General features: G+C 41.0%; 24 protein-coding genes. 22 read left to right on the top strand and 2 right to left on the bottom strand.

What is annotated here, in order from left to right; translation table 11 throughout:
* Positions 1 to 85: 85 nt before the first annotated feature.
* The 3 genes from Q8G36_RS24545 to Q8G36_RS24535 all read left to right on the top strand — a co-directional run bounded on the left by Q8G36_RS24545 (position 86) and on the right by Q8G36_RS24535 (position 2,385).
* Entirely contained in the window at positions 86 to 676 is a 591-nt protein-coding gene (locus Q8G36_RS24545; protein WP_305162882.1) for an SCO family protein, read from the top strand.
* Positions 677 to 961: 285 nt separating this feature from the next.
* On the top strand, positions 962 to 1,804 hold the full coding sequence (locus Q8G36_RS24540; protein ID WP_305162881.1) for an SGNH/GDSL hydrolase family protein: 843 nt from the start codon (positions 962 to 964) through the stop codon (positions 1,802 to 1,804).
* Positions 1,801 to 2,385: a YpmS family protein gene (locus tag Q8G36_RS24535; protein WP_305162880.1), complete on the top strand. Its 585-nt coding sequence runs from the start codon at positions 1,801 to 1,803 to the stop codon at positions 2,383 to 2,385. The genes Q8G36_RS24540 and Q8G36_RS24535 overlap by 4 nt, the downstream gene beginning before the upstream one ends.
* A gap of 54 nt (positions 2,386 to 2,439) precedes the next feature.
* Here Q8G36_RS24535 and Q8G36_RS24530 read toward each other — a convergent pair whose 3' ends face one another.
* Positions 2,440 to 3,189: a DUF4397 domain-containing protein gene (locus Q8G36_RS24530; RefSeq protein ID WP_305162879.1), complete on the bottom strand. Its 750-nt coding sequence runs from the start codon at positions 3,187 to 3,189 to the stop codon at positions 2,440 to 2,442.
* 237 nt (positions 3,190 to 3,426) lie between these two features.
* On the opposite strand from Q8G36_RS24530, the gene msrA reads away from it, so the two are divergent.
* Both msrA and msrB read left to right on the top strand, forming a co-directional pair.
* A complete protein-coding gene (gene msrA / locus Q8G36_RS24525) occupies positions 3,427 to 3,918 on the top strand; it encodes a peptide-methionine (S)-S-oxide reductase MsrA (RefSeq protein WP_370694134.1) in 492 nt (163 codons plus the stop codon).
* A complete protein-coding gene (msrB, locus tag Q8G36_RS24520; RefSeq protein ID WP_305162877.1) occupies positions 3,908 to 4,336 on the top strand; it encodes a peptide-methionine (R)-S-oxide reductase MsrB in 429 nt (142 codons plus the stop codon). Before msrA ends, msrB begins: the two co-directional genes overlap by 11 nt.
* Positions 4,337 to 4,388: 52 nt before the next feature.
* On the opposite strand, the gene Q8G36_RS24515 is transcribed toward msrB, so the two are convergent.
* Complete coding sequence (locus Q8G36_RS24515) at positions 4,389 to 5,477, bottom strand: SGNH/GDSL hydrolase family protein (RefSeq protein ID WP_305162876.1); 1,089 nt, start codon at positions 5,475 to 5,477, stop codon at positions 4,389 to 4,391.
* Positions 5,478 to 5,782: 305 nt separating this feature from the next.
* On the opposite strand from Q8G36_RS24515, the gene Q8G36_RS24510 reads away from it, so the two are divergent.
* From Q8G36_RS24510 to deoD, 17 genes are all read left to right on the top strand, one after another.
* Positions 5,783 to 5,938, top strand: coding sequence for a YjcZ family sporulation protein (locus Q8G36_RS24510; RefSeq protein WP_305162875.1), 156 nt, complete (start codon positions 5,783 to 5,785; stop codon positions 5,936 to 5,938).
* Between the two features lie 331 nt (positions 5,939 to 6,269).
* Complete coding sequence (locus tag Q8G36_RS24505; protein WP_305162874.1) at positions 6,270 to 7,244, top strand: S66 peptidase family protein; 975 nt, start codon at positions 6,270 to 6,272, stop codon at positions 7,242 to 7,244.
* A gap of 222 nt (positions 7,245 to 7,466) precedes the next feature.
* Positions 7,467 to 7,796 carry a hypothetical protein gene (locus Q8G36_RS24500; RefSeq protein ID WP_076366028.1) on the top strand — a complete coding sequence of 110 codons (330 nt, stop codon included), beginning with the start codon at positions 7,467 to 7,469 and terminating at the stop codon, positions 7,794 to 7,796.
* A gap of 181 nt (positions 7,797 to 7,977) precedes the next feature.
* Positions 7,978 to 9,342, top strand: coding sequence for an aspartate aminotransferase family protein (locus Q8G36_RS24495; RefSeq protein WP_305162873.1), 1,365 nt, complete (start codon positions 7,978 to 7,980; stop codon positions 9,340 to 9,342).
* 23 nt (positions 9,343 to 9,365) lie between these two features.
* Positions 9,366 to 10,055, top strand: a complete 690-nt coding sequence (locus tag Q8G36_RS24490; protein ID WP_305162890.1) for a CoA transferase subunit A — start codon at positions 9,366 to 9,368, stop codon at positions 10,053 to 10,055.
* The gene (locus Q8G36_RS24485; RefSeq protein WP_305162872.1) at positions 10,022 to 10,687 is read left to right on the top strand and encodes a 3-oxoacid CoA-transferase subunit B; all 666 of its coding nucleotides are present in this window, start codon (positions 10,022 to 10,024) and stop codon (positions 10,685 to 10,687) included. The genes Q8G36_RS24490 and Q8G36_RS24485 overlap by 34 nt, the downstream gene beginning before the upstream one ends.
* 9 nt (positions 10,688 to 10,696) lie before the next feature.
* Positions 10,697 to 11,968 carry a peptidase gene (locus Q8G36_RS24480; RefSeq protein WP_305162871.1) on the top strand — a complete coding sequence of 424 codons (1,272 nt, stop codon included), beginning with the start codon at positions 10,697 to 10,699 and terminating at the stop codon, positions 11,966 to 11,968.
* A gap of 78 nt (positions 11,969 to 12,046) precedes the next feature.
* Positions 12,047 to 12,895, top strand: a complete 849-nt coding sequence (gene ablB / locus Q8G36_RS24475) for a putative beta-lysine N-acetyltransferase (RefSeq protein WP_305162870.1) — start codon at positions 12,047 to 12,049, stop codon at positions 12,893 to 12,895.
* Positions 12,896 to 12,977: 82 nt separating this feature from the next.
* Positions 12,978 to 14,357 (top strand): sigma-54 interaction domain-containing protein, encoded by a 1,380-nt coding sequence (locus Q8G36_RS24470; RefSeq protein WP_305162868.1) that lies wholly within the window; start codon positions 12,978 to 12,980, stop codon positions 14,355 to 14,357.
* Positions 14,358 to 14,477: 120 nt separating this feature from the next.
* Positions 14,478 to 15,881 carry a lysine 2,3-aminomutase gene (gene ablA / locus Q8G36_RS24465; RefSeq protein ID WP_305162867.1) on the top strand — a complete coding sequence of 468 codons (1,404 nt, stop codon included), beginning with the start codon at positions 14,478 to 14,480 and terminating at the stop codon, positions 15,879 to 15,881.
* 1 nt (position 15,882) lies between these two features.
* Entirely contained in the window at positions 15,883 to 16,158 is a 276-nt protein-coding gene (locus Q8G36_RS24460) for a YokU family protein (RefSeq protein ID WP_283896753.1), read from the top strand.
* A 504-nt stretch (positions 16,159 to 16,662) separates the two neighbouring features.
* Positions 16,663 to 16,905, top strand: a complete 243-nt coding sequence (locus Q8G36_RS24455) for a YozE family protein (RefSeq protein WP_192205163.1) — start codon at positions 16,663 to 16,665, stop codon at positions 16,903 to 16,905.
* A 14-nt stretch (positions 16,906 to 16,919) separates the two neighbouring features.
* On the top strand, positions 16,920 to 18,686 hold the full coding sequence (locus Q8G36_RS24450; RefSeq protein ID WP_305162865.1) for an ATP-binding protein: 1,767 nt from the start codon (positions 16,920 to 16,922) through the stop codon (positions 18,684 to 18,686).
* A 281-nt stretch (positions 18,687 to 18,967) separates the two neighbouring features.
* Complete coding sequence (locus Q8G36_RS24445) at positions 18,968 to 20,326, top strand: IS1182 family transposase (RefSeq protein WP_305275250.1); 1,359 nt, start codon at positions 18,968 to 18,970, stop codon at positions 20,324 to 20,326.
* Positions 20,327 to 20,605: 279 nt separating this feature from the next.
* On the top strand, positions 20,606 to 21,313 hold the full coding sequence (locus Q8G36_RS24440) for a hypothetical protein (RefSeq protein WP_230303379.1): 708 nt from the start codon (positions 20,606 to 20,608) through the stop codon (positions 21,311 to 21,313).
* 179 nt (positions 21,314 to 21,492) lie between these two features.
* Positions 21,493 to 21,663, top strand: coding sequence for a YozD family protein (locus tag Q8G36_RS24435; RefSeq protein ID WP_064505166.1), 171 nt, complete (start codon positions 21,493 to 21,495; stop codon positions 21,661 to 21,663).
* A 234-nt stretch (positions 21,664 to 21,897) separates the two neighbouring features.
* Positions 21,898 to 22,602, top strand: coding sequence for a purine-nucleoside phosphorylase (gene deoD / locus Q8G36_RS24430; RefSeq protein WP_305161085.1), 705 nt, complete (start codon positions 21,898 to 21,900; stop codon positions 22,600 to 22,602).
* The last annotated feature ends 75 nt before the right edge of the window (positions 22,603 to 22,677 follow it).

Genomic DNA, 22,677 nt, shown 5'->3' with positions numbered 1-22,677 from the left:
AGAAATAGTTGCTGTCCTCATTCCGATTGGTCTGTTAGAATAAATGAAGTAACAGAATATTTTATACATAAAGGACGGGGTAGGGATGAGAAAGCTGCATTTGCTTATGGCAGCTATGGGAGCATCAATTTTTTTGCTGTTGACAGCATGCGGTTCCAATGGTGTACCTGATGCTAAAAATTGGGACCTTGAAGATTTCAGTTACATTGATCAAGAGGGTAAACCTTTCTCAAAAAGCGATCTTAAAGGAAAGGTTTGGGTAGCGGACTTTATATTCACAAGCTGCGAGACAGTCTGTCTCCCCATGACTTCGAATATGACGAAGCTGCAGCAGCAATTGAAGGATGAAGGTATTACGGATGTTGAGTTCGTTTCATTTTCCGTGGACCCGGAAATTGACAAACCTGATGTTTTAAAAAGGTTTGGTGACCAATTTAATGTGGATTACGGCAATTGGCACTTTCTGACCGGTTATGGTCAGGAAGAAATCGAGCAGTTTGCATTGGATAACTTTAAAACGATCGTCAAAAAACCAGATGCAGAAGATCAGGTGATTCATGGGACCAGCTTCTTTCTAATCGATCAAGAAGGAAAGATCATCATGGATTATACAGGTCTTCAGGATATTCCCTTTGATGAAATCATTAAGCATATTAAAATTTTACAGAATTATTGAACAGGTTAAATGACCTGTTCTTTCTGTTTTCATTCATCCTTTATTATGATTTCAATAGAGCTTAGCGAAGGTGAAAATGAACAATTTGTTTTTGAAGAAACAGCGGTAGTGAAGAATGATTTTGCATGCTCAGTACATGCTAATTTTTATAGGACTAGCTTTAATTCACTGCATTTTTCATATTGTATAGTAAGGAATGCTCAAGCTAAAAGTACAATGAAGGTATATTATTTGCAATCTTTCGTTTTCTGCATGATATAATATATGGGTAGGAAGGTGAGGGTCATGAGGTACAGAATCACCTGTCTTTTCATATGCCTAGTTTGGATCTCAGGCTGCGGTCAAAGTGAAACAGCCTCAAATCAGCCGTCTGTTCAGCAGAAAAGCATAGTTGAGCTGAGTAAAAAGGAAACCATTCCTGCCAGCTTTTTTCCGGACCCTGTGAAAATCGTATCGATTGGCGATTCCTTGACTCAAGGTGTCGGTGATAGTAAAGATAATGGCGGGTATCTGCCCTATCTACAAAATAAGCTGGAAAAAGAACCATCGATTACTTCCGTTGAGATGATTAATCATGGCATACGTGGAAATAGGACCGACCAACTATTGAAAAGACTGGATAAAGCAAGGATTAAAGAAGACATAAAGCAAGCTGACTCGATTGTCGTCACAATCGGTGGAAATGATATCATGAAGGTCTTTAAGCAGAATTTCTCGAACTTGGAACTGAATCAGTTTGATTCGGCAAAAATAGGGTATGAAAAAAGATTAAGGCAGATTCTTGATAAGGTTCGTTCCGAAAATGATCATGCGCAAATTTATCTTGTAGGCGTCTATAATCCATTTTCCAAATGGTTCGCAGATTTTTATGAACTTGATATGATCATGAATGATTGGAATGAAAGCGGGAAAGAGATTATCGAAGAATATGATTCAGCCTATTTTATTGAAATAGCAGACATTTTCGAGAATTCCGAAGAAGATTTGCTGTATGTCGAGGATTATTTTCACCCAAATGACCGCGGATATGAATTAATCGCGACAAGAATCTATAATGATATGGATATTACCACTATCGGAAAGGACACATTGGAAGCGAGTGCCAAAGGAGATGATGACCAAGAATGACAAATGTCAAATGGAAGACTTTGTTTATTTCCCTATTAGCCCTAAACATCCTGGTCATCCTGTTTGTAACGATTTTAGTTAATCTGCCGACTAAAGATAAAGAGCTGATACCCAAAGTAAGCCACGAAGAAGATATCCAATTTCAAATTCACACGAATCGGGAAGATTTGACAAGATTAATCAACCAGTATCTGGATAAAGAGGGATTGACGGGATCCATTCACTACGAAGTGTATTTAACGGATGAGGTAGAGTTATATGGAACAATGCCATTTTTCAACCGTGAAGTGGAAATGAAATTGACTTTTGAACCAATTGCCCAAAAGAATGGGGATTTGATCCTTAAGCAAAAATCAATTGCAGTCGGTAAAATGAACCTTCCTGTTTCATATGTAATGAATTTAATAAATGAGCGTTATAATATGCCGGATTGGGTTAGCATAAGTCCCAATGACGAAAGTATTTATGTGTCATTACAGGATATGGAACTGAAAAGCGATATTAGGGTGAAGGCGAAAGAATTCGATCTGGAAAATGATGATATTTCATTTTTATTGACCATCCCATCATCATTACAGTGATAGTGAATAAATGGATAAAAAACCAGGATCGACGCATCCTGGTTTTTTATCCATTTATGGAGAGAGCGTTAGGGTTTCTAGTGAGGATGATTCCCGATTCGATCCGATTAAATAAATGGTTGAGGGAGTATTTACTTGGAAAGCTTTGTTTGGCAAAGGGAGTGCGATCTCTTTTGTCCCAGCGATCCGCACTTCGAAATCTATCATCATGGGATGGATATTAAGATATTCGCTTGCTTTCTTGAAATGGAGTTGATCAAAAACGACATCTCCATCTTTGACGGCAATATCCACCGAGAGTAAATCATGTGAAAGCTGGATGAATCGGACCTTTGCTTCATTTGGAGGAACAGATGGGTTATCTTCGAAAGGTAACATTTTTAACGATTCATTTTCCAGAGTAGGTGCTAGAGCAATGGTATAGGAAGTCCCGCTTTCGAGAGCCGCTTTACAGCTTAAAAGAGGTGAGGTGCTTTCCCCGCTGCGGTATATATCCAATTGGTACTTGCCAGGGGGCAGTGGTAAATATCCATTGTTCTCTTTATATGAGAAATTTTTGAGGATACGCATTTCATTTACATAAACATCAAATGAGGGAGCTGTTGGGGCAGCATGTAAAAAGCGAACTTGTACAGGCAGTAGGATATTCATTTGTTCATATCTCAATTGTTGTGTTGATTTTTCGAGACTTTTCAAATGCTTATGGTAATAATAATCATGCAAGTGCGGATCGCTGTTTTTATTATAAGACGATAGTAAATCGTAGGTTACCGATTTTTGTGAATATGATTGTTTATCGCTCATTTCCAACACCTCTCATTTTTCCAGTATGTTCTTATCATATGTTTTTATGCTTGGGCGTGTGTATCCCATTTAAATGGGAAGGGATCATTTTCGTAAAAAGGGTCGATCAGCGTATTATTTTACAGGGTAATATAAAAGCGTTAAAATGCATTCAATGGATTGTTTGTAAAAAAGGAGGATTTTCATTTGACAAAGCAATTAGAGAAAGCAACATTCGCAGGTGGATGTTTCTGGTGCATGGTGAAACCGTTCGATGAACAACCTGGCATCGAATCCGTTATCTCTGGCTATACAGGCGGGACTACGGAAAACCCTACGTACAAAGAGGTTTGTTCTGAAACCACGGGACATTATGAAGCTGTTCAGATCACCTTTGATCCAAACATATATCCATATGAGAAGATAATCGAGTTATTTTGGCAGCAAATTGACCCGACAGATGCTGGCGGGCAATTTTATGACCGGGGAAGTTCTTATCAAACGGCCATTTTTTATCATGACGAAAACCAACGTGAAATTGCGGAAGCATCCAAAGCTAAGCTGCAGGCGAGCGGGAAATTTTCCGGACCGATCGTAACTCCGATTATACCTGCCAAAACGTTTTATCCTGCCGAGACATACCACCAGCATTATTATAAAAAGCAACCTGAGCATTATGAAAGATATTCGATTGGCTCAGGACGCAAAGCATTTATACAACATCACTGGGGGGAAAAAAATGAAAAGTAAAGAAGAATTAAAAAAGAAACTCACTCCGATTCAATTTGAAGTCACGCAAAATAATGGAACGGAACCAGCCTTTAACAATGAATATTGGAACTTGAAGGAGGAAGGATTATATGTAGATATCGTTTCAGGTAACCCTCTTTTCACTTCAAAGGAAAAGTTCGATTCAGGCTGCGGTTGGCCAAGCTTCACCAAACCGCTTAAAGAAGCGGAAGTGGTGGAAAACCTCGATACGAGTTATGGTATGAGAAGGATCGAGGTTCGCTCAAAAACTGCCGATTCTCATCTGGGTCATGTTTTCAATGATGGGCCGGGACCGTCGGGATTACGGTATTGCATCAATTCTGCCTCATTAAGGTTCATCCCGCTCCAAGATCTTGAAAAAGAAGGATACGGAGAATACAAAAAGCTTTTTGATTGATTGGAAAACCCCCCATCAGATAATGATAGGGGGGTATTTATTGGGTAATAGTTCAATCTGTGATGATTGACGCGATCCGGACATATGGAATGGTGGTAAGTTCCATTGCTTTAGTCCTGCCAGTCACCTCAAAACGGACAGTATGTGAACCGGGACGGAGCCCATTTGTGACAAATAAATATCTTTCACGGGCAAATGGCCACCAAGTATTCAAAGTCGTGATTTCATTTCCGTCGATCCATACATTCACTTCCCCGCCATCAGGACTTCTAAGCAGTTTCACACCAAGCATACTTCCTTTGAAGTTATATTCAATCACACTGCCCTTTTCACTGCTAGTGAAATAGCCACCCCTTGGACGGAAACCGCTCATTTTTTCATAGTGGTCAATTTCCGATAATTCAAATCCAGAACGGGCATGCATCTTAGATGGAAGGCCTGCTACAGCCTTTTCCCGTTTGATGTTATCCAAGAACCGTTCATAAATTGCATCAGCATATAATTTATAACCCAGCCCATTTGGGTGAATCAAATCTCTGGTCAGCTGTTTTTCCGAATATCCTGATTCTTTGAATATTGGTCGCATATCTACATTAGTTGCACCGTAATGTTTGGATAAAAGTCCGATGGCTGACGCAAATTCCTCATATTTTAAGGAACTCTCTGTTATTGTGAATAATTCAGCATTAGGGTGGAGACGTTTTGCCTTTCTCATTAACGCTTCATATGTCATGGTAAAATCATCGACATTCATATATTTGCGGTCATTTTCACCAAAAACGAAGAAAATCAGATCTTTATGATCATGCTCCCTTCTTTTTGAGAGCTTGAATAGGCCTTCAAAAGCAGTGGATCCGCTTTGGACCACGTAGTCACCGTGTAAAGGAATATCATTGGCATCATTCATCTTATTTTCTAACTGTTTGAACCATGTTAGATTAGGCTTTTCAGCTCCCGACCCTCTTCCGATACTGTCACCAATGACAAGATACTGAATGGGCTGGCCTGATTGGAATTTTTGATAAACATTTATCGAATCATCTGATCCATATGTTTTAGGACCTTTTTGAAGGATATAGCTGATTAGAAGGATCGTGGCGATTGCAGCGAAAGGGATGAAGGATTTTGCGTTCGTTTTCAATTATGTTCCCCCGTATTGCCTTTTATGTATCCATGTAGGTATGAGATAGCTTAAAGAGGCTAAGAATTGTTTTTTTCTTATTATATCCCAATTTTAAAGTAACACAATAAATATGAAACGTTTTTTTGACATTTTTCATGATTACTCGTGGTATTTCAGCCATTGAAAGATTAATGGTGAAGATGGTGTTATTTGAAGTTTTTTCTTAAATCCAGAAAAATAGGCAAATGCACAGACCAAGGCGGGCGTATTGACATATGGTAAGGTGTAAAGAGAAATCAGAATTCTAAAAGGAGTGAAACTTAATGTACGGATATGGTGGAAATGTTGCAGGACCAGGATACGGTTATGGTGGCGTCGGTGGATACGGCGGCGGTTGCTGTGGATTTGGATCAGGCTTCGCATTAATCGTTGTCTTGTTCATTCTATTGATTATCATCGGCGCTTCATTCTGCTGCTAATTCAATAACCCAAAGACCAGTTGATAAAGCTGGTCTTTTCTTTATGTAAGGAATTGGGTGGTTTGATGGTAGACCTTTCAGATTCCATGGTCGTTGACTGAAAAGACATGGATAAATCCAGGTGGGACAAGCGGTACATAAACATTCCTTTTTCCAATCCTGATACCGGTACAACGGGAATGACGATAGAATGCCATTGATGAGGGGAACCAGGCCAATCTGAAGGAAAACAAGTTGAGTGAATGACATACCATAAGGGTCTTGGTTTTTCTTTGTTCACCAATTCTGCTAAAATAACGAAAGAATGTAATTAATTTAGGGGGATAAAGATATGAAACCTTCCCGTTTACAAGCAGGGGATGAAATTCGCGTAATTGCTCCTTCAAGAAGCTTGGCGATTGTCAAAGGGGAACAACGCAGATTGGCAGAAGAAAGATTGACTGAGCTTGGTTTTAAAGTGACATATGGTGAAACGGCTTTGTTTCATGATGACTTTTTTTCTAATTCAATCGAAGACCGGATCGCGGATTTGCATGAGGCGTTCAGGGATCCGAATGTGAAGGGGATTTTTACAGCCATCGGGGGGTATAACGCTAACCAATTGTTACGGTATATCGACTATGATTTGATTAAGGAAAATCCAAAAGTGTTGATGGGGTATAGTGATATAACCGCAATTTTATTGGCCATTTATAATAAAACAGGCTTAACTACATATTCAGGTCCTCATTTCTCGACGTTCGGGATGAAGGCTGGTTTGGAATATACGATGGAATATTTTAAAAAGGCTGTAATTGAAAGTGAAGGCTTTTATCTTGATCCAAGTGAAACCTGGAGTGATGATTCTTGGCATTTGGAACAGGATGACCGAACTTTCCACCCGAATTCTGGATACATGGTCATTCAGGAAGGTGAAGCGGCTGGGACAATCATTGGGGGAAATCTTTGTACACTCAATCTATTACAAGGTACAGAGTACATGCCATCTTTAAAGGACAGTATCCTTTTCATAGAAGATGACGAAGAAAGCCATCCATTCAGTTTTGACCGGGATTTACAGTCCTTGCTCCATCAGTCAGGTGCAAGTGGGATTAAAGGAATCGTCATCGGCCGTTTCCAAAAGGATTCAGGAATGACTGAATATGCTTTGCAGGAAATCATCGCTGCCAAAAGGGAGATAAATGGCATACCCGTAATCGCTAATGCCAACTTTGGTCATGTTCATCCATTTGTAACGGTGCCGGTTGGTTCAAAAGCAGTAATGAAGGTGAAGAACGGAAAAGCGACGATCCAGATTCATCCATGACACAGATTGAAGACGCCGTTCAAAAACTGGACGGTGTTTTTGTCTGTTTGGGATATGTATGAATATATTTTACGTTTTGGTGTATTTTAGGATTCTTTCCTCTTGTCAGCCCTGGAAATTGTCCTATTTTACAAGCATTATTAGGGAATATGAGTCTAATAGTTCAAATTCTAAATTTTTCTGATATAATACTAAGAGATTTAAAATAGAAAAGGTGATTATGTGTTATTAACAATTCCAGCATCCATTCGTTTAGAAGGGGCTTTGGCCGAGTATAATAAAAAAGGCCGTGTGAGCCATACATGTTTCGTTTGTAACGAAGACACTTCTAATGGGGATGCAAGTAACTTGAACTACTATAAGTTAGGAACTAAAAAAGTTTGTCATTCCTGCATGAAAAATGTTTTGCGTCATCCGTCTTTAAAAGAGTATGAATATGTACATACTTCAGTTATCGATAAAACTGCTTTTTATAAAAATGTGCTGGCTGTTTTAAAGGATGAAAGTTTTTTGGAGTCAATTCGTGAAGAAAAATTAAATAGCGCATTGTAAGAAAAAAGTGTATCTCTCGCGGATACACTTTTTTTGTCGCCATTTTTGGACGATCCCCCATGAAACCTAGAAATTTATCCGTTTCCGTGCTTAGGCCAATTTCCTTAGCAAGATTGCCTTCATCTGGACATACACTTTACTATACTGCATTTGTTTTTAAAGAGAAGGAGTGTGTGGGCTTATGGAGCAGTCTTCATTGATCAAACCCGTCCTGGGGGGAGCCTACCCGACTATCAGTCATGGTCAGGGAGTCTTTTTATACGACAAAGATGGAAAGGATTACCTTGATGCTTCTTCCGGTGCTGTTACAGCCAATATTGGCCATGGAGTCCAGGAAATCGTTGAGGCAATGGTAAAACAGGCTAAACAGGTTTCATTTGTGTATCGCTCCCAATTTACCAGCGATGCTGCAGAGAAACTTGCCGGAAAAATTGCAGAATTGACCAAAGGGGAACTGACATACAGCTTTTTTGTAAACAGCGGCTCCGAAGCTACTGAAACGGCATTGAAAATTGCCATTCAGCATTGGCAGGAAAAAGGGAAGCCAAAGAAACAGAAAATCATATCGAGATGGATGAGCTACCATGGCATCACGATGGGAGCTCTTTCAATGTCTGGACATCCGATTCGCCGGGAACGATTTACTCCTTTGCTTGAATCATATCCTTCTGTATCTCCTCCATATTGTTACCGATGTCCACTTCAACTTGATCAACATACGTGCGGAATGGCATGCGCTTCGGAATTGGAAGCATCAATCCGGCGTATTGGCAGTGAAAATATAGCGGCTTTCATTGCAGAACCTGTTATCGGCGCAGCTGGAGGGGCCATTGTTCCTCCTGATGGTTATTTTCAAAATCTCAAGAAAATCTGCGAAGAGAATGATATTTTATTCATTGCGGATGAAGTAATGACCGGATTTGGACGTACCGGTAAGATGCTTGCTTCCGAATACTGGGATGTGGAACCTGATATCGTAACATTTGGTAAAGGTATGAGTGGGGGTTATACACCGATAGCGGCCGCAGTAATGACCAAAAACGTGATGGAGCCCATATTAAAAGGCTCGAAGTCAATTATAGGAGGCCATACTCTTAGTGCAAATCCGTTATCGTGTGCGGTATCTTTGGCCGTTTTAGAATATGTCGAAAGGAATGAACTTGTCGAAAAATCAGCCGACAGAGGGAATTACCTGATTAGGGGATTGAAAAAGTTGGCAGAGAAGTATTCCTTTATCGGTGATATACGCGGGAGAGGTTTATTGATTGGCATCGAATTTGTCCAGGATAAAGCAACGAAGGCCCCATTTCCGAAGGAGGCAGACGTGACAAATGAAGTCATTGAATTGGGAATGAGGAATGGAATACTTCTTTATCCCGCAGCTGCAGGCCTCGACGGTGTAACCGGAGCAGCGATCATCATCTCCCCGCCGTTAACGATATCGGAAGAGGAGTGTGCTGAATTGTTAATGAGGGTCGATATAACTTTTTGGCAATTTAATGAATCGATAGGTAAACGGCCATCACAACAAGGAAGTGAGTCATAGTGGTGGAAAATACATTCCAGAAGATTTGTTGTTTGAAGGATGTCCGCCATCACTTTAAAGATGAACAGTCCATCCTGTTTGGGGGATTCGGTGGCATAGGGACGCCTCCGGGATTGATCAATCTGATTTTGGAATCAGGGATTAAGGATTTAACCTTGATTGGGAACGATACAGGTTTCCCCGATATCGGAATTGGAAAACTGGTCACCCAACGCCGTGCGAAAAAAGTCATCGTTTCCCATATCGGTTCCAATCCAAATGCAGGACTATTAATGAACAATGGAGAACTCGAAGTGGAGTTCTCTCCGCAAGGGACACTTGTCGAACGTATCCGGGCCGGAGGGATGGGACTCGGCGGGATATTGACTGATATTGGAATTGAGGCCGATATCGTCCGGGACGGCAAGCAAACCGTAAAGCTAGGTGAGAAAAATTATCTGGTGGAACCGGCATTAACTGCAGATGTCGCCATTGTTTACGCAGAAATGGCAGATCCTTATGGAAATCTTATTTTTGATAAAAGTGCCAGGAACACGAATCCAATCGTTGCTGCGGCAGGACAAATCACTATAGTCGAAGCCATGCAAATCGTTCCGCTTGGCTCTTTGGATCCAGAGGACATCATTGTACCGGGTGCCTTTGTGGATTATATCATTCCATCAAAAGGAGTCGATTGGAAATGGGTTTGGGAACCGGAGATAGAAACAGAATAGCGAAACGGGCAGCAGCAGAAATAAGCGATGGGATGCTGGTCAATTTGGGAATTGGCATTCCATCACTTGTACCGAATCATCTTTTGAATGATCATAAAGTTATGTTTCATGCAGAAAATGGCCTTGTGGGCATTGGCAGTACTCCTGAAACGGGGAAGGAAGATGCGCATCTTTGCAATGCTGGGGGACTGCCGATCACCATTAGAGCCGGGGCTTCTTACTGCGACAGTACTGTTGCATTTGGGATGATACGGCGCGGCAGGGTGGATATCACGATTCTGGGAGCCCTTCAAGTAAGTCAAGCGGGGGATCTTGCTAATTGGATTGTCCCGGGAAAGCGGGTGCCAGGTATGGGCGGTGCCATGGAACTGGCTGCAAAGGCAAAAAAGGTCATTGTCTTGATGGAACATAACGATAAAGCGGGCATGTCTAAATTAGTCAAAAAATGTACGTTACCGTTAACTGCCAGGAAATGCGTACATATGATCATCACCGAATTAGGCGTGTTTTCCGTAACTTCGGAGGGCCTCCTATTAACTGATGTATTTGATACGTCCAGCATTCAGGAAATCAGGAATCGGACCGAAGCCTCGTTTACCGTCTCTGAAAACATCCATATTTTAAAAGAATGAGAGAGGAGAATGGATATGTATGAGGAAAAAATAAGAACATGGTTGAATGAACATCGGATGAATGGGGTTCAGCTTTTGCAAAAACTGGTTCAGGAACCGAGTAAAAGGGGGCAAGAAGGTAGTGCACAAGCCATAGTGGTCGAGAAGTGCAGACAACTTGGACTAGAAATAGATCTTTGGGAAATCGGGGATGAACAATTAAGAAAACATCCCCATTTTTATTGCGATCGCAGGGATTTTAAAGGAAATCCAAACCTTGTGGCTATTAAAAGAGGAACAGGCAAGGGGAAATCCCTTATTTTAAACGGACATATTGATGTAGTTCCTGAAGGAGATCATGCAGCATGGCACGATGAACCCTATAGCGGCAAGTTGATAGACGGGAAAGTTTTCGGGAGGGGAACGACGGATATGAAAGGCGGCAATGTATCTTTATTGCTGGCCATTGAAGCGATCGTCGAATCTGGAATCCAATTGAAAGGAGATGTGATATTCCAGAGTGTGATTGAAGAGGAAAGCGGTGGTGCCGGCACACTTGCGGCAGTCATACGGGGGTACAAAGCTGATGGAGCAATCATTCCCGAGCCCACAAATATGAAACTATTCCCTTTACAGCAAGGTTCGATGTGGTTTCGACTGAGAATAAAAGGCAAGTCTGCACATGGAGGCACGAGGTATGAAGGAGTCAGTGCAATAGATAAAGCGGTTGGTGTAATGAAAGAAATCAAGATGCTTGAACAAGAACGGAATGAGTCACTCCGTCATTCACTCTATAAAAATGTCCCTATCCCCATTCCAATCAACATAGGAAGCATTCAAAGCGGGAATTGGCCTTCCTCCGTGCCTGATACAGCCGTTCTGGAAGGTAGATTCGGCATCGCCCCGACAGAAACCATGGAAGAGGCACAAAAATCGCTGAAGGAGCGAATAGATGCTTTAAATCAGAGCGATGAATGGTTCAAAGAAAAACCTATTGAATTAGAATGGTTTGGGGCCAGATGGCTGCCTGGCAGTCTCGAAATAAATCACCCGCTTATGAAGGCAATTGGCACATACTATGAAAAAGTGGTAGGGGAAGAACCGCTTGTCGAAGCCTCTCCTTGGGCGACGGATGGAGGGTATCTTTCATCGATTGGCTCTACCCCAGTAGTTGTGTTTGGACCAGGGGAAACGAAGATGGCCCATGATTCGAACGAATATATAGAGGTGGATAAAATGATGGAGGTTGCGGAAATCATCGCATTGACCATTATTGAATGGTGCGGGGTGGACCGGGAATAATCATTTTTCCCAAGGTCTGATTCCAGGAAGGGTCAGGCCTTTCGCAACAACTTAGAAGATGTGAAAGGAGCGGGGCAAATGGAGGCTGGAATCATTGAAAAAAGAATTCAAAAGCCAAGGTGCACCATACATATTACGATCGACCCTTTTAATAAGCGAATAAGGGTTGATGATTATCTAGGGCATTTTCAAGAATGCGTGGAGGAATCCTTGAAGGTGGCTAAAGGCATATCAGCAGAAAAAATCATCTTCAAGTCACGCAAGGAAAACGTTCTGGCATTGCTTGCTCAGGGCTTTCTATATGAAGGAAGCATCGATAAATTCTTCTTGGGAAGCGACTGTTTCTTCCTTGTTAAATATAACCGGAATGAAAGGCGCAACAGTGCAGAATGGGAAAAGGAAGATCAAATCCTTACCGATGTTCAGAGACTGCCGATAAAATCCGGACTGGATGATCCGCCGTCAGCCTATCAAGGCCGTAAAGCAGAAGTTACCGATGCACTTCAGCTGGCCCAATTGTATGGGAAGGTTTTCGAAGTGTATCCCACACCGATGAATGATCCGGTATATGTGAAAAAGTGCATGGAAATGGGAACGGTTTTTTATATTTATGTCCATGAAGAGAGGATCGTCAGTGCTGCTTCCGCAGAAATTAATTCCTTTTACCATAATGCAGAAATCACTGATTGTGCGACATTGCCGGAACATCGGCAGTATGGCTTGATGAAACACTTGATTACCGCGCTTGAAGACTATCTTATTTCACATGGCATTTATTGCATCTATTCGATTGCCCGGTCGCTCTCATTCGGCATGAATGCTGCATTGCATCAGCATGGATACTCGTACCGCGGACGTTTAGCTAATAATTGTTATATCTTTGATAAACTGGAAGACATGAACCTTTGGGTGAAGAATTTTACTTGAATGCTCATTTTTAGGCGGTTCATGACAAGTTTTTGGCATTTCCTCATATACATTTAGCAAGAAGGTCTTGAGGAGGGATATATTGCCAAGTGAATTTTTTAATACAAGTGAAGTGTTGGAAGCGATATTAGAAACCATTGATGAAGGCATACATGTGATCGATCCAAAAGGACAGACCATCTTTTATAACGGAGTGGCGGCCAATCATGATGGGATGAAAAGAAGTGAGGTGCTTGGGAAACCGTTGCTTGAAGCCTTCCCTTCTTTGAATCACAAATCATCTACCTTACTCCGGGTCATTAAATCTGAAAAACCAATCTATAACTATAGTCAATCGTATGTAAATGCACATGGGCGTATCATTGAGACGCTAAATACGACGCTCCCCATTTATGTTGATGGGTTTATGATAGGTGCAATAGAAATTGCCAAGGATTATTCAAGCTTGAAGCAATTATCTGAAAGGTTAGCTGATCTGGAAAGCTCGCTCAAGACGATCAAAAGTCCTGAAAGGAAAATGCCTGGGAACGGCGGATTGTATTCTTTCACTGAAATCCTGACAAGTGATACTGGGTTTAAAGGTTTGATATCACAAGGGAAAAAGGCTGCCCGCTCCTCCTCATCGGTATTGGTTTATGGGGAAAGCGGTGTAGGAAAAGAGCTTTTTGTTCAAAGCATCCACCAGGATTCGAGCCGCAGTAAAGAACCTTTCATCGCACAAAATTGTGCGGCCCTACCAGAAAGTTTATTGGAATCGCTTCTATTCGGTACGGCAAAAGGAAGCTACACTGGTGCTGTGGAACGCCAGGGATTGTTTGAATTAGCCAACGGCGGAACCTTGTTTTTGGATGAATTGCAATCGATGCCGATTGACTTGCAGGCAAAGCTTCTGCGTGTGCTTGAAGATGGGTTCATCAGGAGGATAGGCGGCACAAAGAGTGTACAGGTGAATGTCAGGATCATGGCAGCGATGAATATAGATCCGAAAAAGGCCGTATCGGAAAACAGGCTAAGGCCAGATTTATTTTACCGATTGAACGTATTGAGCTACGAGCTGCCTCCGTTAAGGGAGCGGATTGATGATATAGAGCTTCTTTCTGAACATTTCATATCAATTTTCAACAGTAAATTAGGACTGTCCATAAAAGGCATGGATGAGAAGACAAAGGTTTTTTTTCGGAAATATCATTGGCCTGGAAACGTAAGGGAGCTTAAACATACGATAGAATTCATGATGAACCATACGGAGAATGATGTTTTGAATCTTGAAGATTTGCCCCAGTCTTTAAAGAAGCGCACCCCATCAGAAAAAATACTTCCGCTTCGTGAGGCCATGATTGAGATGGAAACAAAATTGATTACCGAGGCCCTTCTTCAAACGAACGGTAACGTTTTCCAGGCATCGAAGCTATTGCAAATTCCAAGACAGACCTTGCAATATAAAATAAAAAAACATATTTGAATGGAAAAAATCCGGATGCAGCCAGCAGTCCGGTTTTTTTTTATGGGCCTTCGAATTTTTGGGTCATTTTGGCATCCTTCTTGCATTTAATACTACTATCATAACTCAGGAGGTATAACCATGTTATTTGACTTATATAAGCCAGATCGCAATTGGAAAGATATAGAGCTATGGAAAGATGTAACCGAAGATCAATGGAACAACTGGCTGTGGCAGCTTACGAATACGATCCGAACTGTTGATGATTTGAAAAAAGCGATAAACCTTACTCCGGATGAAGAGGAAGGTGTGAGGATTTCCACAAAAACCATTCCCTTGAATATCACCCCATACTATGCTTCGTTAATGAATAAAGATGACCCAAGGTGTCCAATCAGAATGCAATCTGTCCCAATCCCGGAAGAAATGCATAAAACCAAATATGACATGGAAGACCCCCTTCATGAGGATGAGGACTCCCCTGTACCGGGACTGACCCATAGATATCCGGATCGCGTTCTTTTTTTGGTGACGAATCAATGCTCCATGTACTGCCGTTATTGTACGCGAAGACGCTTTTCAGGCCAAATTGGCATGGGCGTGCCAAAAAAACAATTGGATGCTGCAATCGGTTATATACGTGACACACCGGCAGTTCGGGATGTCCTTATTTCCGGCGGGGACGGTTTATTAATCAATGACACGATCCTTGAATATATCCTCAAAAACTTAAGGGAAATTCCTCATGTTGAAATAATCAGGATAGGTACGCGGGCTCCGGTTGTTTTTCCTCAAAGAATCACTGAAAATTTATGTGCCATTTTAAAAAAATACCATCCGGTTTGGCTGAATACTCATTTCAATACCTCGATAGAAATTACCGAGGAGTCAAAGAAAGCATGTGAGATGCTTGCCGATGCAGGTGTACCTGTGGGCAACCAGGCAGTTATTTTAGCGGGGATAAATGACAGTGTCGGAATCATGAAAAAGCTGATGCATGATCTTGTTAAGATCCGTGTCCGCCCTTACTATATTTATCAGTGCGATCTCTCGGAAGGCATCGGTCATTTCAGGGCTCCCATTTCAAAAGGGATTGAAATCATCGAGGGGCTCCGAGGCCATACATCCGGGTATGCTGTACCTACCTTCGTCGTCGATGCTCCAGGAGGGGGAGGGAAAATCACGCTGCAGCCGAATTATATCCTTTCACAATCTCCAACAAAAACGGTGCTGCGCAATTTTGAAGGTGTGATCACCACATATCCTGAACCTGAGCAATATACACCAGGACTTGCAGATGATTACTTCAAAGGGGTATATCCTGATATGGAAGAAAAACAGTCAGATATAGGTGTATCGGGTTTAATGAACGACAAGCAATTCAACTTAGTGCCTGAAGGGCTGAAGCGAATGAATCGACGGGAAAAATACGTGACCAACCCAGAGCACGCTTCATTGAAAAACCAACGTGAAAAGCGAGATCTTTTAAAAGAAAAGAAATTCCAGGCACAGCAAAAAAAGAGCACTCCAAAGGGGGAGGAATAGCATGGAGACGTGTCCATGGTGTGAGAAAGGGAAGCTTGCATCAGTAAAGGGGACTGTGTATTGGGAACTGCCGGATGGTACGAGGGCGGTTGAAATTACGGAAACCCCTTCATCTCATTGTGAGAGTTGCGATGCTTTTTTTCAAAGTGATGAAATAGTGAAGGAAATTGAAAATCAACTATTTTTAATTGATTCGAAACAGCTTGAAAAACAAACGAAGTACAGTGAGCTAATGAACATGAAAAGGCTGTTGAAACGTAATTACTTTGACTTTTAGTGGCAGGGTGTATTACTTTTCCATAAAAAAATAAATCCCCTCATTTTAGACAGAACAGTGTAAACCACTATTTCTATCTTAGATGAAGGGGATTTCCCTTTTACAAAATGAAGCCTGCGGGTAAATTGGATAAATAAGGTTTTGAAGTATTCCGCCATTCTTCAAGCTGCATGACAGAACATGCTCCGCGTGTTTTTATGGGACTTGGGCATTTGATTGAAGAAGTAGGTTAAACAAGATTGAAGCACTTCGTTTCCTTTATCGAATCATGAAGAACTAAGTCGTTAAAAGTAAAAAAAATCCTTGAAAGGGTAATCAATATGAATGAGTACGATATTTAAGTGTAATTCCGTAATATAACGAATACATTTTGTGTTGAAAAATAGTGGATTTCATAAAATGAGGAAGAAAAAACCAAATAGATTTTAAAAAAAGTGGACGGAAGCGAAAGTTTCCGATATATTAAAGCAGAAATCATAGTTATTTTAAGGGGGGCTCGACATCATGAGACCATTTTATTTATATTTAATGAAATTTCGACAACCAAAGGAAATTGATGCAATCACTAAATTTGCCAATCATGCCTATGAGGATCATGGCTTCCCAAAACAATCGACTGATTATAATGAACTGAGCAGTTATTTAGAATTGAATGCAGACTATCTCGAAAGTATGTCAGTATTCGATCAAGCGTGGGAACAGTATGTCCAAATAGAAGAGGGGCTCCTATTGGGAGATCAGGAATAGGGAGGATCGGAAGGATGCTTAAAAGCCTTCAAACCCGAATTTTGCTTTATTCTTTACTTATTGCAAGTGTACCTCTTCTGATATTGGGAATCATATCCTATGGATCACAACGGTCCCTTCTGGAGAAGGAAGCAAAAAATGCCCTGAATGCAGGTTCACTGAATATTGTAAATGAAACATATAGCTATTTGAACGAACGGATCAGTGATGTGAAGTTAATGAGTGCAAATTCGGTAATCATCAATCCTGGCTATTCAAAAGAAGAGAAGTCAGATGAACTAAAAAAGTTTATCGATGCAAAAGGAAATTATTACGGTGTCTTGCATTTGGATATGGAAGGCAATGTCATTGCAGATACATCCAATAAAATGATTGGGAACAACCTCGCGAAGAGAATATGGTTCAAAGAGGCCATAGAAGGTCATGAATTCCTTTCAGACGTTTATAAAACCCGGGCTTTCTCAGAACCCATAATATCTCTAAGTGCGCCGGTATATGATAAGGCAGGGAAAATGATCGGAGTCGTATCTCCAGCTTTCCGATTGGAAGGGCTTTGGGAGATGATGGAGAAAAAGGCTAATGAAATTAGTGATAAATACCCAGTGAACTTTTTCATGATCAATCAAGAAGGCATCATGATTTCGAAAAAAGACCCACAGGGTGTCATGCCGGATTCTGCCTTGAAAGAAATAGGATTAACGAAAGGTAAGCTGATGGAAGCTTCGTTATCGGATGAATTGTACAGCGCAGAGAACGGGGAAAAAATATATTCCATCCAGCCTGTCCATACGATAGCAAAAACCGAGAATAAATGGTTTATTGTTGTGGGTGCTGATAAGAAACAGGTGTTTCAGCCTTTGAATGACCTATTAACACGGTACCTGACAATCTATAGCATCGTTTTTGTCTCTATCATTCTGGCTGTCTATTTACTAACAAAGACCCTCGTACGGCCAGTTCAAGAACTTGTCGAAGCGACAGAGGATTTCATAGGAGGAAAGGAATTCATCATTTCCGACAAAAGAAGCTTCGAGGAAATGGAAAGATTGAACCTTGCCTTTCTAAGAATGATGGAAACGATAGAAGATCGTGAGAAGGAAATCGTCCGTACGGAAAAATTGAAATATGTTGGCCAGCTTGCTGCCGGTGTCGCCCATGAAATCAGGAACCCGTTGACGACAATAAAGGGCTTTTTCCAATTATTGAAGAGCCAGGATCATGATAAATCATTAATAGAAAAATATAGTGATGTCATGCTTCATGAAGTGGATCGGGTCAATGTATTTGTGACACAACTTCTTGATTTGGCAAAACCGCATCAACTGGAATGGGAGAAAATCGATTTAAAGGATTTCCTTGAAGAAATTATAGATACCTATACTTCCTCAATTCCGAGTTCTCATGTAAGACTAATTAATAGGGTGACGCAATCCGTCGTTGTTTATTCAGACAGAAACCGGTTAAGGCAGGTTCTCTTGAATGTCTTAAATAATTCTTGTGAGGCCATCGAAGCAAGGGGGCAGATTGAACTGCATCAGAATTCCGTGTCCCAATATATAAGATTAGTGATCAGCGATGATGGAAAAGGCATCAGTCCCGAGAATTTTAAAAATATCGGTATGCCCTTTTATACCACCAAACCGGATGGAAACGGATTAGGTGTGGCGACTTGCATTCAGATAATGGAGGAATTAAAAGGGAAATTCCAAATTGAGAGCGTCCGCGACGAAGGAACGAAAGTGACGCTCACCATCCCCACTACGAACCGTCTCATTAAATGAGGCGGTTTCAGACTGTAGACAAACTCGATGAAAATCGAGTTTGTCTATTTTTATGGCTTGTACAATTTGGACGTTGATTTCCACTCCAGGCACTCGCTTTCCGCGGGCGGTCGGGGAGCCTCCTCGGCTTTCGCCTGCGGGGTCTCCCCTAGACGCGCTTTTCCCGCAGGAGTCTCGTACCTTCCGTTCCAATCAACTTTGTCTTACCTTTTAGATAGAACACTTTTGCCTGGAGTCATTTTTGTTTTAAAATAGAACGATTAAAACTTGAGGTGATGAGGATGCTTTCGAAACATAATTCTATTCAGCGAGATCAACTTGAAATGATTACTTTAGATCAACTGGTGCCACCGAACCATTTGGTTCGTAAAATGGAGGCTGCCATTGACTTCACTTTCATTTATGACTTGGTGAAAGATATGTATTCAGAGGTAGGACGCCCAAGTATTGATCCAGTTATTTTAGTTAAACTGACTTTCATTCAATATACCTTCGGTATTCGTTCCATGCGTAAAACGATTGAAGAAGCTGAAACAAATATGGCTTACCGTTGGTTCTTAGGCTATGGTTTCCATGATAAAGTACCTCATTTCTCAACGTTCGGGAAAAATTATGAGCGACGCTTTAAAGATACAGACCTGTTTGAACAGATTTTCTATCGCATCTTAATAACAGCTGCTGATAGAAAGTTAATAAGTGCTGAACACGTATTCGTCGATTCCACACATGTGAAAGCCAATGCGAATACGCGCAAATTTGAAAAGAAAATCGTACGCAAAGAAACACGAGCATATCAAGGACGTCTTCAAGAAGAAATCAATCAAGATCGTGAAAACCATGGAAAAAAGCCTTTTCCACCAGATAAATTTGATAAAGAAGAGACCAAAGAGATTAAAGAAAGTACAACGGATTCTGAGAGTGGCTACTATGTGAAAGATGAACGAACAAAACAGTTTGCCTATTCATTCCACGCGGCCGCAGACCGCAACGGTTTTGTATTGGGAACGATTGTAACACCTGGAAATACACATGACAGTCAGATCTTAGAGCCACTAGTTGAACAAGTGATTGAGAAAGTTGGAAAACCGGAAGCCGTTGCCGCAGATGCAGCTTATAAAACACCAGCGATTACAAGCTACCTATTTAACAAAGAAATCATACCGGCTTTACCTTATACACGTCCTCGCACCAAAGAAGGATTTTTCCGCAAACAGGACTATGTATACGATGAACATTTTGATTGTTACCTTTGCCCTTCGGGCGAAACTTTAAAGTACTCAACAACAAATAAAGAGGGCTATCGCGAGTACAAATCGCCAAAACAAATTTGTACAACATGCTCATTTTTATCTCGGTGTACAGAAAGCAAAGACTGTCAAAAAGTGGTGACACGGCATATCTGGCAAACACATGTGGAAGAAGCAGATCATCTGCGTCATCATCAAGATGTAAAACCTATATATGCAAAACGTAAAGAAACGATTGAGCGTGTATTCGCAGATGCAAAAGAAAAGCATGGTATGCGTTGGACTACTTTAAGGGGACTTAAAAAATTGTCGATGCAGGCGATGCTTACTTTCGCTGCCATTAATTTAAAGAAGATGGCCAATTGGACATGGCGAGGTCCAAAAATGGCCTAACATAGTGGGCTCGTAGAGCCCCAATCTCTTAACTTTAGGCGAAAATTCAAAGGGAATTTCAAAAGGGGTTCAGAATTTTTTAATTCCGAACCCCTTTTGTCTACAAACTGGAACCGTCTCATTAAATGAGGCGGTTTTTGGTTGTAGTGCCCTTTAATAAAAGGGCCGGTTACTTAGCTAAATGAGCAAAATGCCCTCTCATTTCCATTAACCTCCATGTTTGTTTGTGCATATAATTTACTAATCAAACGATAAGGACCATATTGGGGGATGTCTCTTATGGGCAAAAAAAAACAGCCGAAATTTAAATTAGGCGATACAGTCGTAATAACAATGTATGGGACAGTCGGGAATATAACCGATGTGAAATTTCTCGATGGTGCTTATGTGTATGAAGTGAACTATAGTGAAGGTCTTTATATCGAAAAAACATTGCAATCAATAAATGAATATGAAGGAGAAATCCTTTATCCAAAAGAACAAATCGATATTGAATATAAATATTTATTAGGTGACTTGGTCCAAGTGGATGGATATGAACAGGATTATTTCAAGATTATCGGCTATCGAACGGAAATTTGGCGCTATAAGGAAAATGCCTGGGAGGATGTAATCTATGAGTTATCAAGAATCTCGGATGGTGAATGGCTTGAAGCGCATGAAGAAGAACTGACTTTGATAGCCGATGCTAAACGTGCAGATGGAATTATAAAAAAGTTGGGTCTGCTCCTTCCTAAAAAGAAAAATGAGCTTGCTATCATTGCTAAACAAAACAACCCTGGTAAAGGTGAGCGAGATATGACAATGACAAAAAATGAAAAAAAGGAAATGATTGATGGACTGTTGGATTTATATAATGATTATTGTAAGCTCTACGAACATTTTGGCGATGATGAATATCGTCATATCATGAAGATTGCCCTTGCTAAAATTGAAAAAGCGGCAGAGGAAATTTATCCAGATCATAAAAAGAAGCAAACGAAGTGAAAGGTATCCCAAACTTTTTAAAGGGCAATTTCCAAAATCCCTTTTGAAGCTTCCATTCTGATTGAACACGAATGGACCATGATAACTATAGGCCCTTGATATGATTTTCCATTATGGGATGCCTTACTGGTATATTTGTCTCTACACATTCATAGACCTTTAAATAAGGGGGCGATGATTTGCGAGAAATTGAGGTTTTTATTGATACAGAAGAGATAGCGGAATTCTTTTTTCAAGAATTGATAAGACGGGGCTATCTTCCAACAGAAGCTGAAGTTGAAGATCTTGCTGACATCACATTCGAATATCTTCTTGAAAAATGCATAATTGATGAAGAAGTCGATGAGTAACCTGTCATAGGACGGTTAGCAGCTTCCTTTCCCTTAATTTTATTAACCATTAAAAGAAAGACGGCGGACCTCCGCCGTTTTGTTTGCGGTTTAGAGGAAGGGTGCCAAAAGTCTTTTCGTGATTTCCAGTTTTTCAAGTTCTAGGATAAGGTTCAATTTTCCTAACTTGTGGTTGATATGGTATAGTAGTTTTTGAATATCATTTCAACCACAAGTTAAGGAGGACATAGTCGTATGAGCGTACATATTGGTGCAAAAGAAAATGAAATTGCGGAAACGGTCTTACTTCCTGGGGACCCGTTGCGTGCAAAATATATTGCTGAAACATTTTTAGAGGATGCTAAACTTTATAATGAAGTTCGTAACATGTTTGGATATACAGGGACATATAAAGGAAAACGGATTTCTGTACAAGGTACAGGCATGGGTGTCCCATCCATTTCGATTTACGTGAATGAATTGATGAATAGCTATAATGTCCAGAAGCTGATTCGTGTGGGAACTGCAGGAGCGATTCAAAAAGATGTAAAAGTCAGGGATGTGATCCTTGCCATGAGTGCTTCCACCGATTCCCAAATGAACCGCATGACTTTCGGCGGGGTGGACTTTGCCCCGACCGCAGATTTCGAATTACTAAGAAAAGCTTATGACGCCGGCACGGCAAAGGGCTTGCAATTGAAGGTCGGTAATGTATTTACGGCCGATCAGTTCTATAACGATAATAGTGAATTGGAAAAATGGGCAAAATACCAAATACTTGCGATAGAAATGGAATCAGCAGCCCTATACACGCTTGCTGCTAAATTTGGCCGCCAAGCTTTATCTGTATTAACCATTTCCGATCACATTTTAACCGGTGAGGAAACGTCGTCGGATGAGCGCCAGTCAACTTTTAACGAAATGGTTGAAGTGGCATTGGAAGCAGCTATCCAAGACTGATAATTGGATGTAAATGACAGGCGGGTGACCAGGAATAAGTGAAGCTGTATAATGAAAGTTGGGATACAGGCTCAT

Source organism: Peribacillus frigoritolerans (assembly GCF_030676415.1).
In the GTDB taxonomy this organism is placed as follows: Bacteria; Bacillota; Bacilli; order Bacillales; family DSM-1321; genus Peribacillus; species Peribacillus frigoritolerans_A.
The sequence above is the reverse complement of the archived record's forward strand: the minus strand, read 5'-3'. Positions and strand labels throughout refer to the sequence as shown.

Excerpts from the sequence above, each read along its gene's own strand:
- Q8G36_RS24545 (WP_305162882.1), top strand. The coding sequence starts at position 86 with ATGAGAAAGCTGCATTTGCTTATGGCAGCTATGGGAGCATCAATTTTT.
- Q8G36_RS24540 (WP_305162881.1), top strand. The coding sequence starts at position 962 with ATGAGGTACAGAATCACCTGTCTTTTCATATGCCTAGTTTGGATCTCA.
- Q8G36_RS24535 (WP_305162880.1), top strand. The coding sequence starts at position 1,801 with ATGACAAATGTCAAATGGAAGACTTTGTTTATTTCCCTATTAGCCCTA.
- Q8G36_RS24530 (WP_305162879.1), bottom strand. The coding sequence starts at position 3,189 with ATGAGCGATAAACAATCATATTCACAAAAATCGGTAACCTACGATTTA.
- msrA (WP_370694134.1), top strand. The coding sequence starts at position 3,427 with ATGGTGAAACCGTTCGATGAACAACCTGGCATCGAATCCGTTATCTCT.
- msrB (WP_305162877.1), top strand. The coding sequence starts at position 3,908 with ATGAAAAGTAAAGAAGAATTAAAAAAGAAACTCACTCCGATTCAATTT.
- Q8G36_RS24510 (WP_305162875.1), top strand. The coding sequence starts at position 5,783 with ATGTACGGATATGGTGGAAATGTTGCAGGACCAGGATACGGTTATGGT.
- Q8G36_RS24505 (WP_305162874.1), top strand. The coding sequence starts at position 6,270 with ATGAAACCTTCCCGTTTACAAGCAGGGGATGAAATTCGCGTAATTGCT.
- Q8G36_RS24495 (WP_305162873.1), top strand. The coding sequence starts at position 7,978 with ATGGAGCAGTCTTCATTGATCAAACCCGTCCTGGGGGGAGCCTACCCG.
- Q8G36_RS24485 (WP_305162872.1), top strand. The coding sequence starts at position 10,022 with ATGGGTTTGGGAACCGGAGATAGAAACAGAATAGCGAAACGGGCAGCA.
- Q8G36_RS24480 (WP_305162871.1), top strand. The coding sequence starts at position 10,697 with ATGGATATGTATGAGGAAAAAATAAGAACATGGTTGAATGAACATCGG.
- ablB (WP_305162870.1), top strand. The coding sequence starts at position 12,047 with ATGGAGGCTGGAATCATTGAAAAAAGAATTCAAAAGCCAAGGTGCACC.
- ablA (WP_305162867.1), top strand. The coding sequence starts at position 14,478 with ATGTTATTTGACTTATATAAGCCAGATCGCAATTGGAAAGATATAGAG.
- Q8G36_RS24460 (WP_283896753.1), top strand. The coding sequence starts at position 15,883 with ATGGAGACGTGTCCATGGTGTGAGAAAGGGAAGCTTGCATCAGTAAAG.
- Q8G36_RS24455 (WP_192205163.1), top strand. The coding sequence starts at position 16,663 with ATGAGACCATTTTATTTATATTTAATGAAATTTCGACAACCAAAGGAA.
- Q8G36_RS24450 (WP_305162865.1), top strand. The coding sequence starts at position 16,920 with ATGCTTAAAAGCCTTCAAACCCGAATTTTGCTTTATTCTTTACTTATT.
- Q8G36_RS24445 (WP_305275250.1), top strand. The coding sequence starts at position 18,968 with ATGCTTTCGAAACATAATTCTATTCAGCGAGATCAACTTGAAATGATT.
- Q8G36_RS24440 (WP_230303379.1), top strand. The coding sequence starts at position 20,606 with ATGGGCAAAAAAAAACAGCCGAAATTTAAATTAGGCGATACAGTCGTA.
- deoD (WP_305161085.1), top strand. The coding sequence starts at position 21,898 with ATGAGCGTACATATTGGTGCAAAAGAAAATGAAATTGCGGAAACGGTC.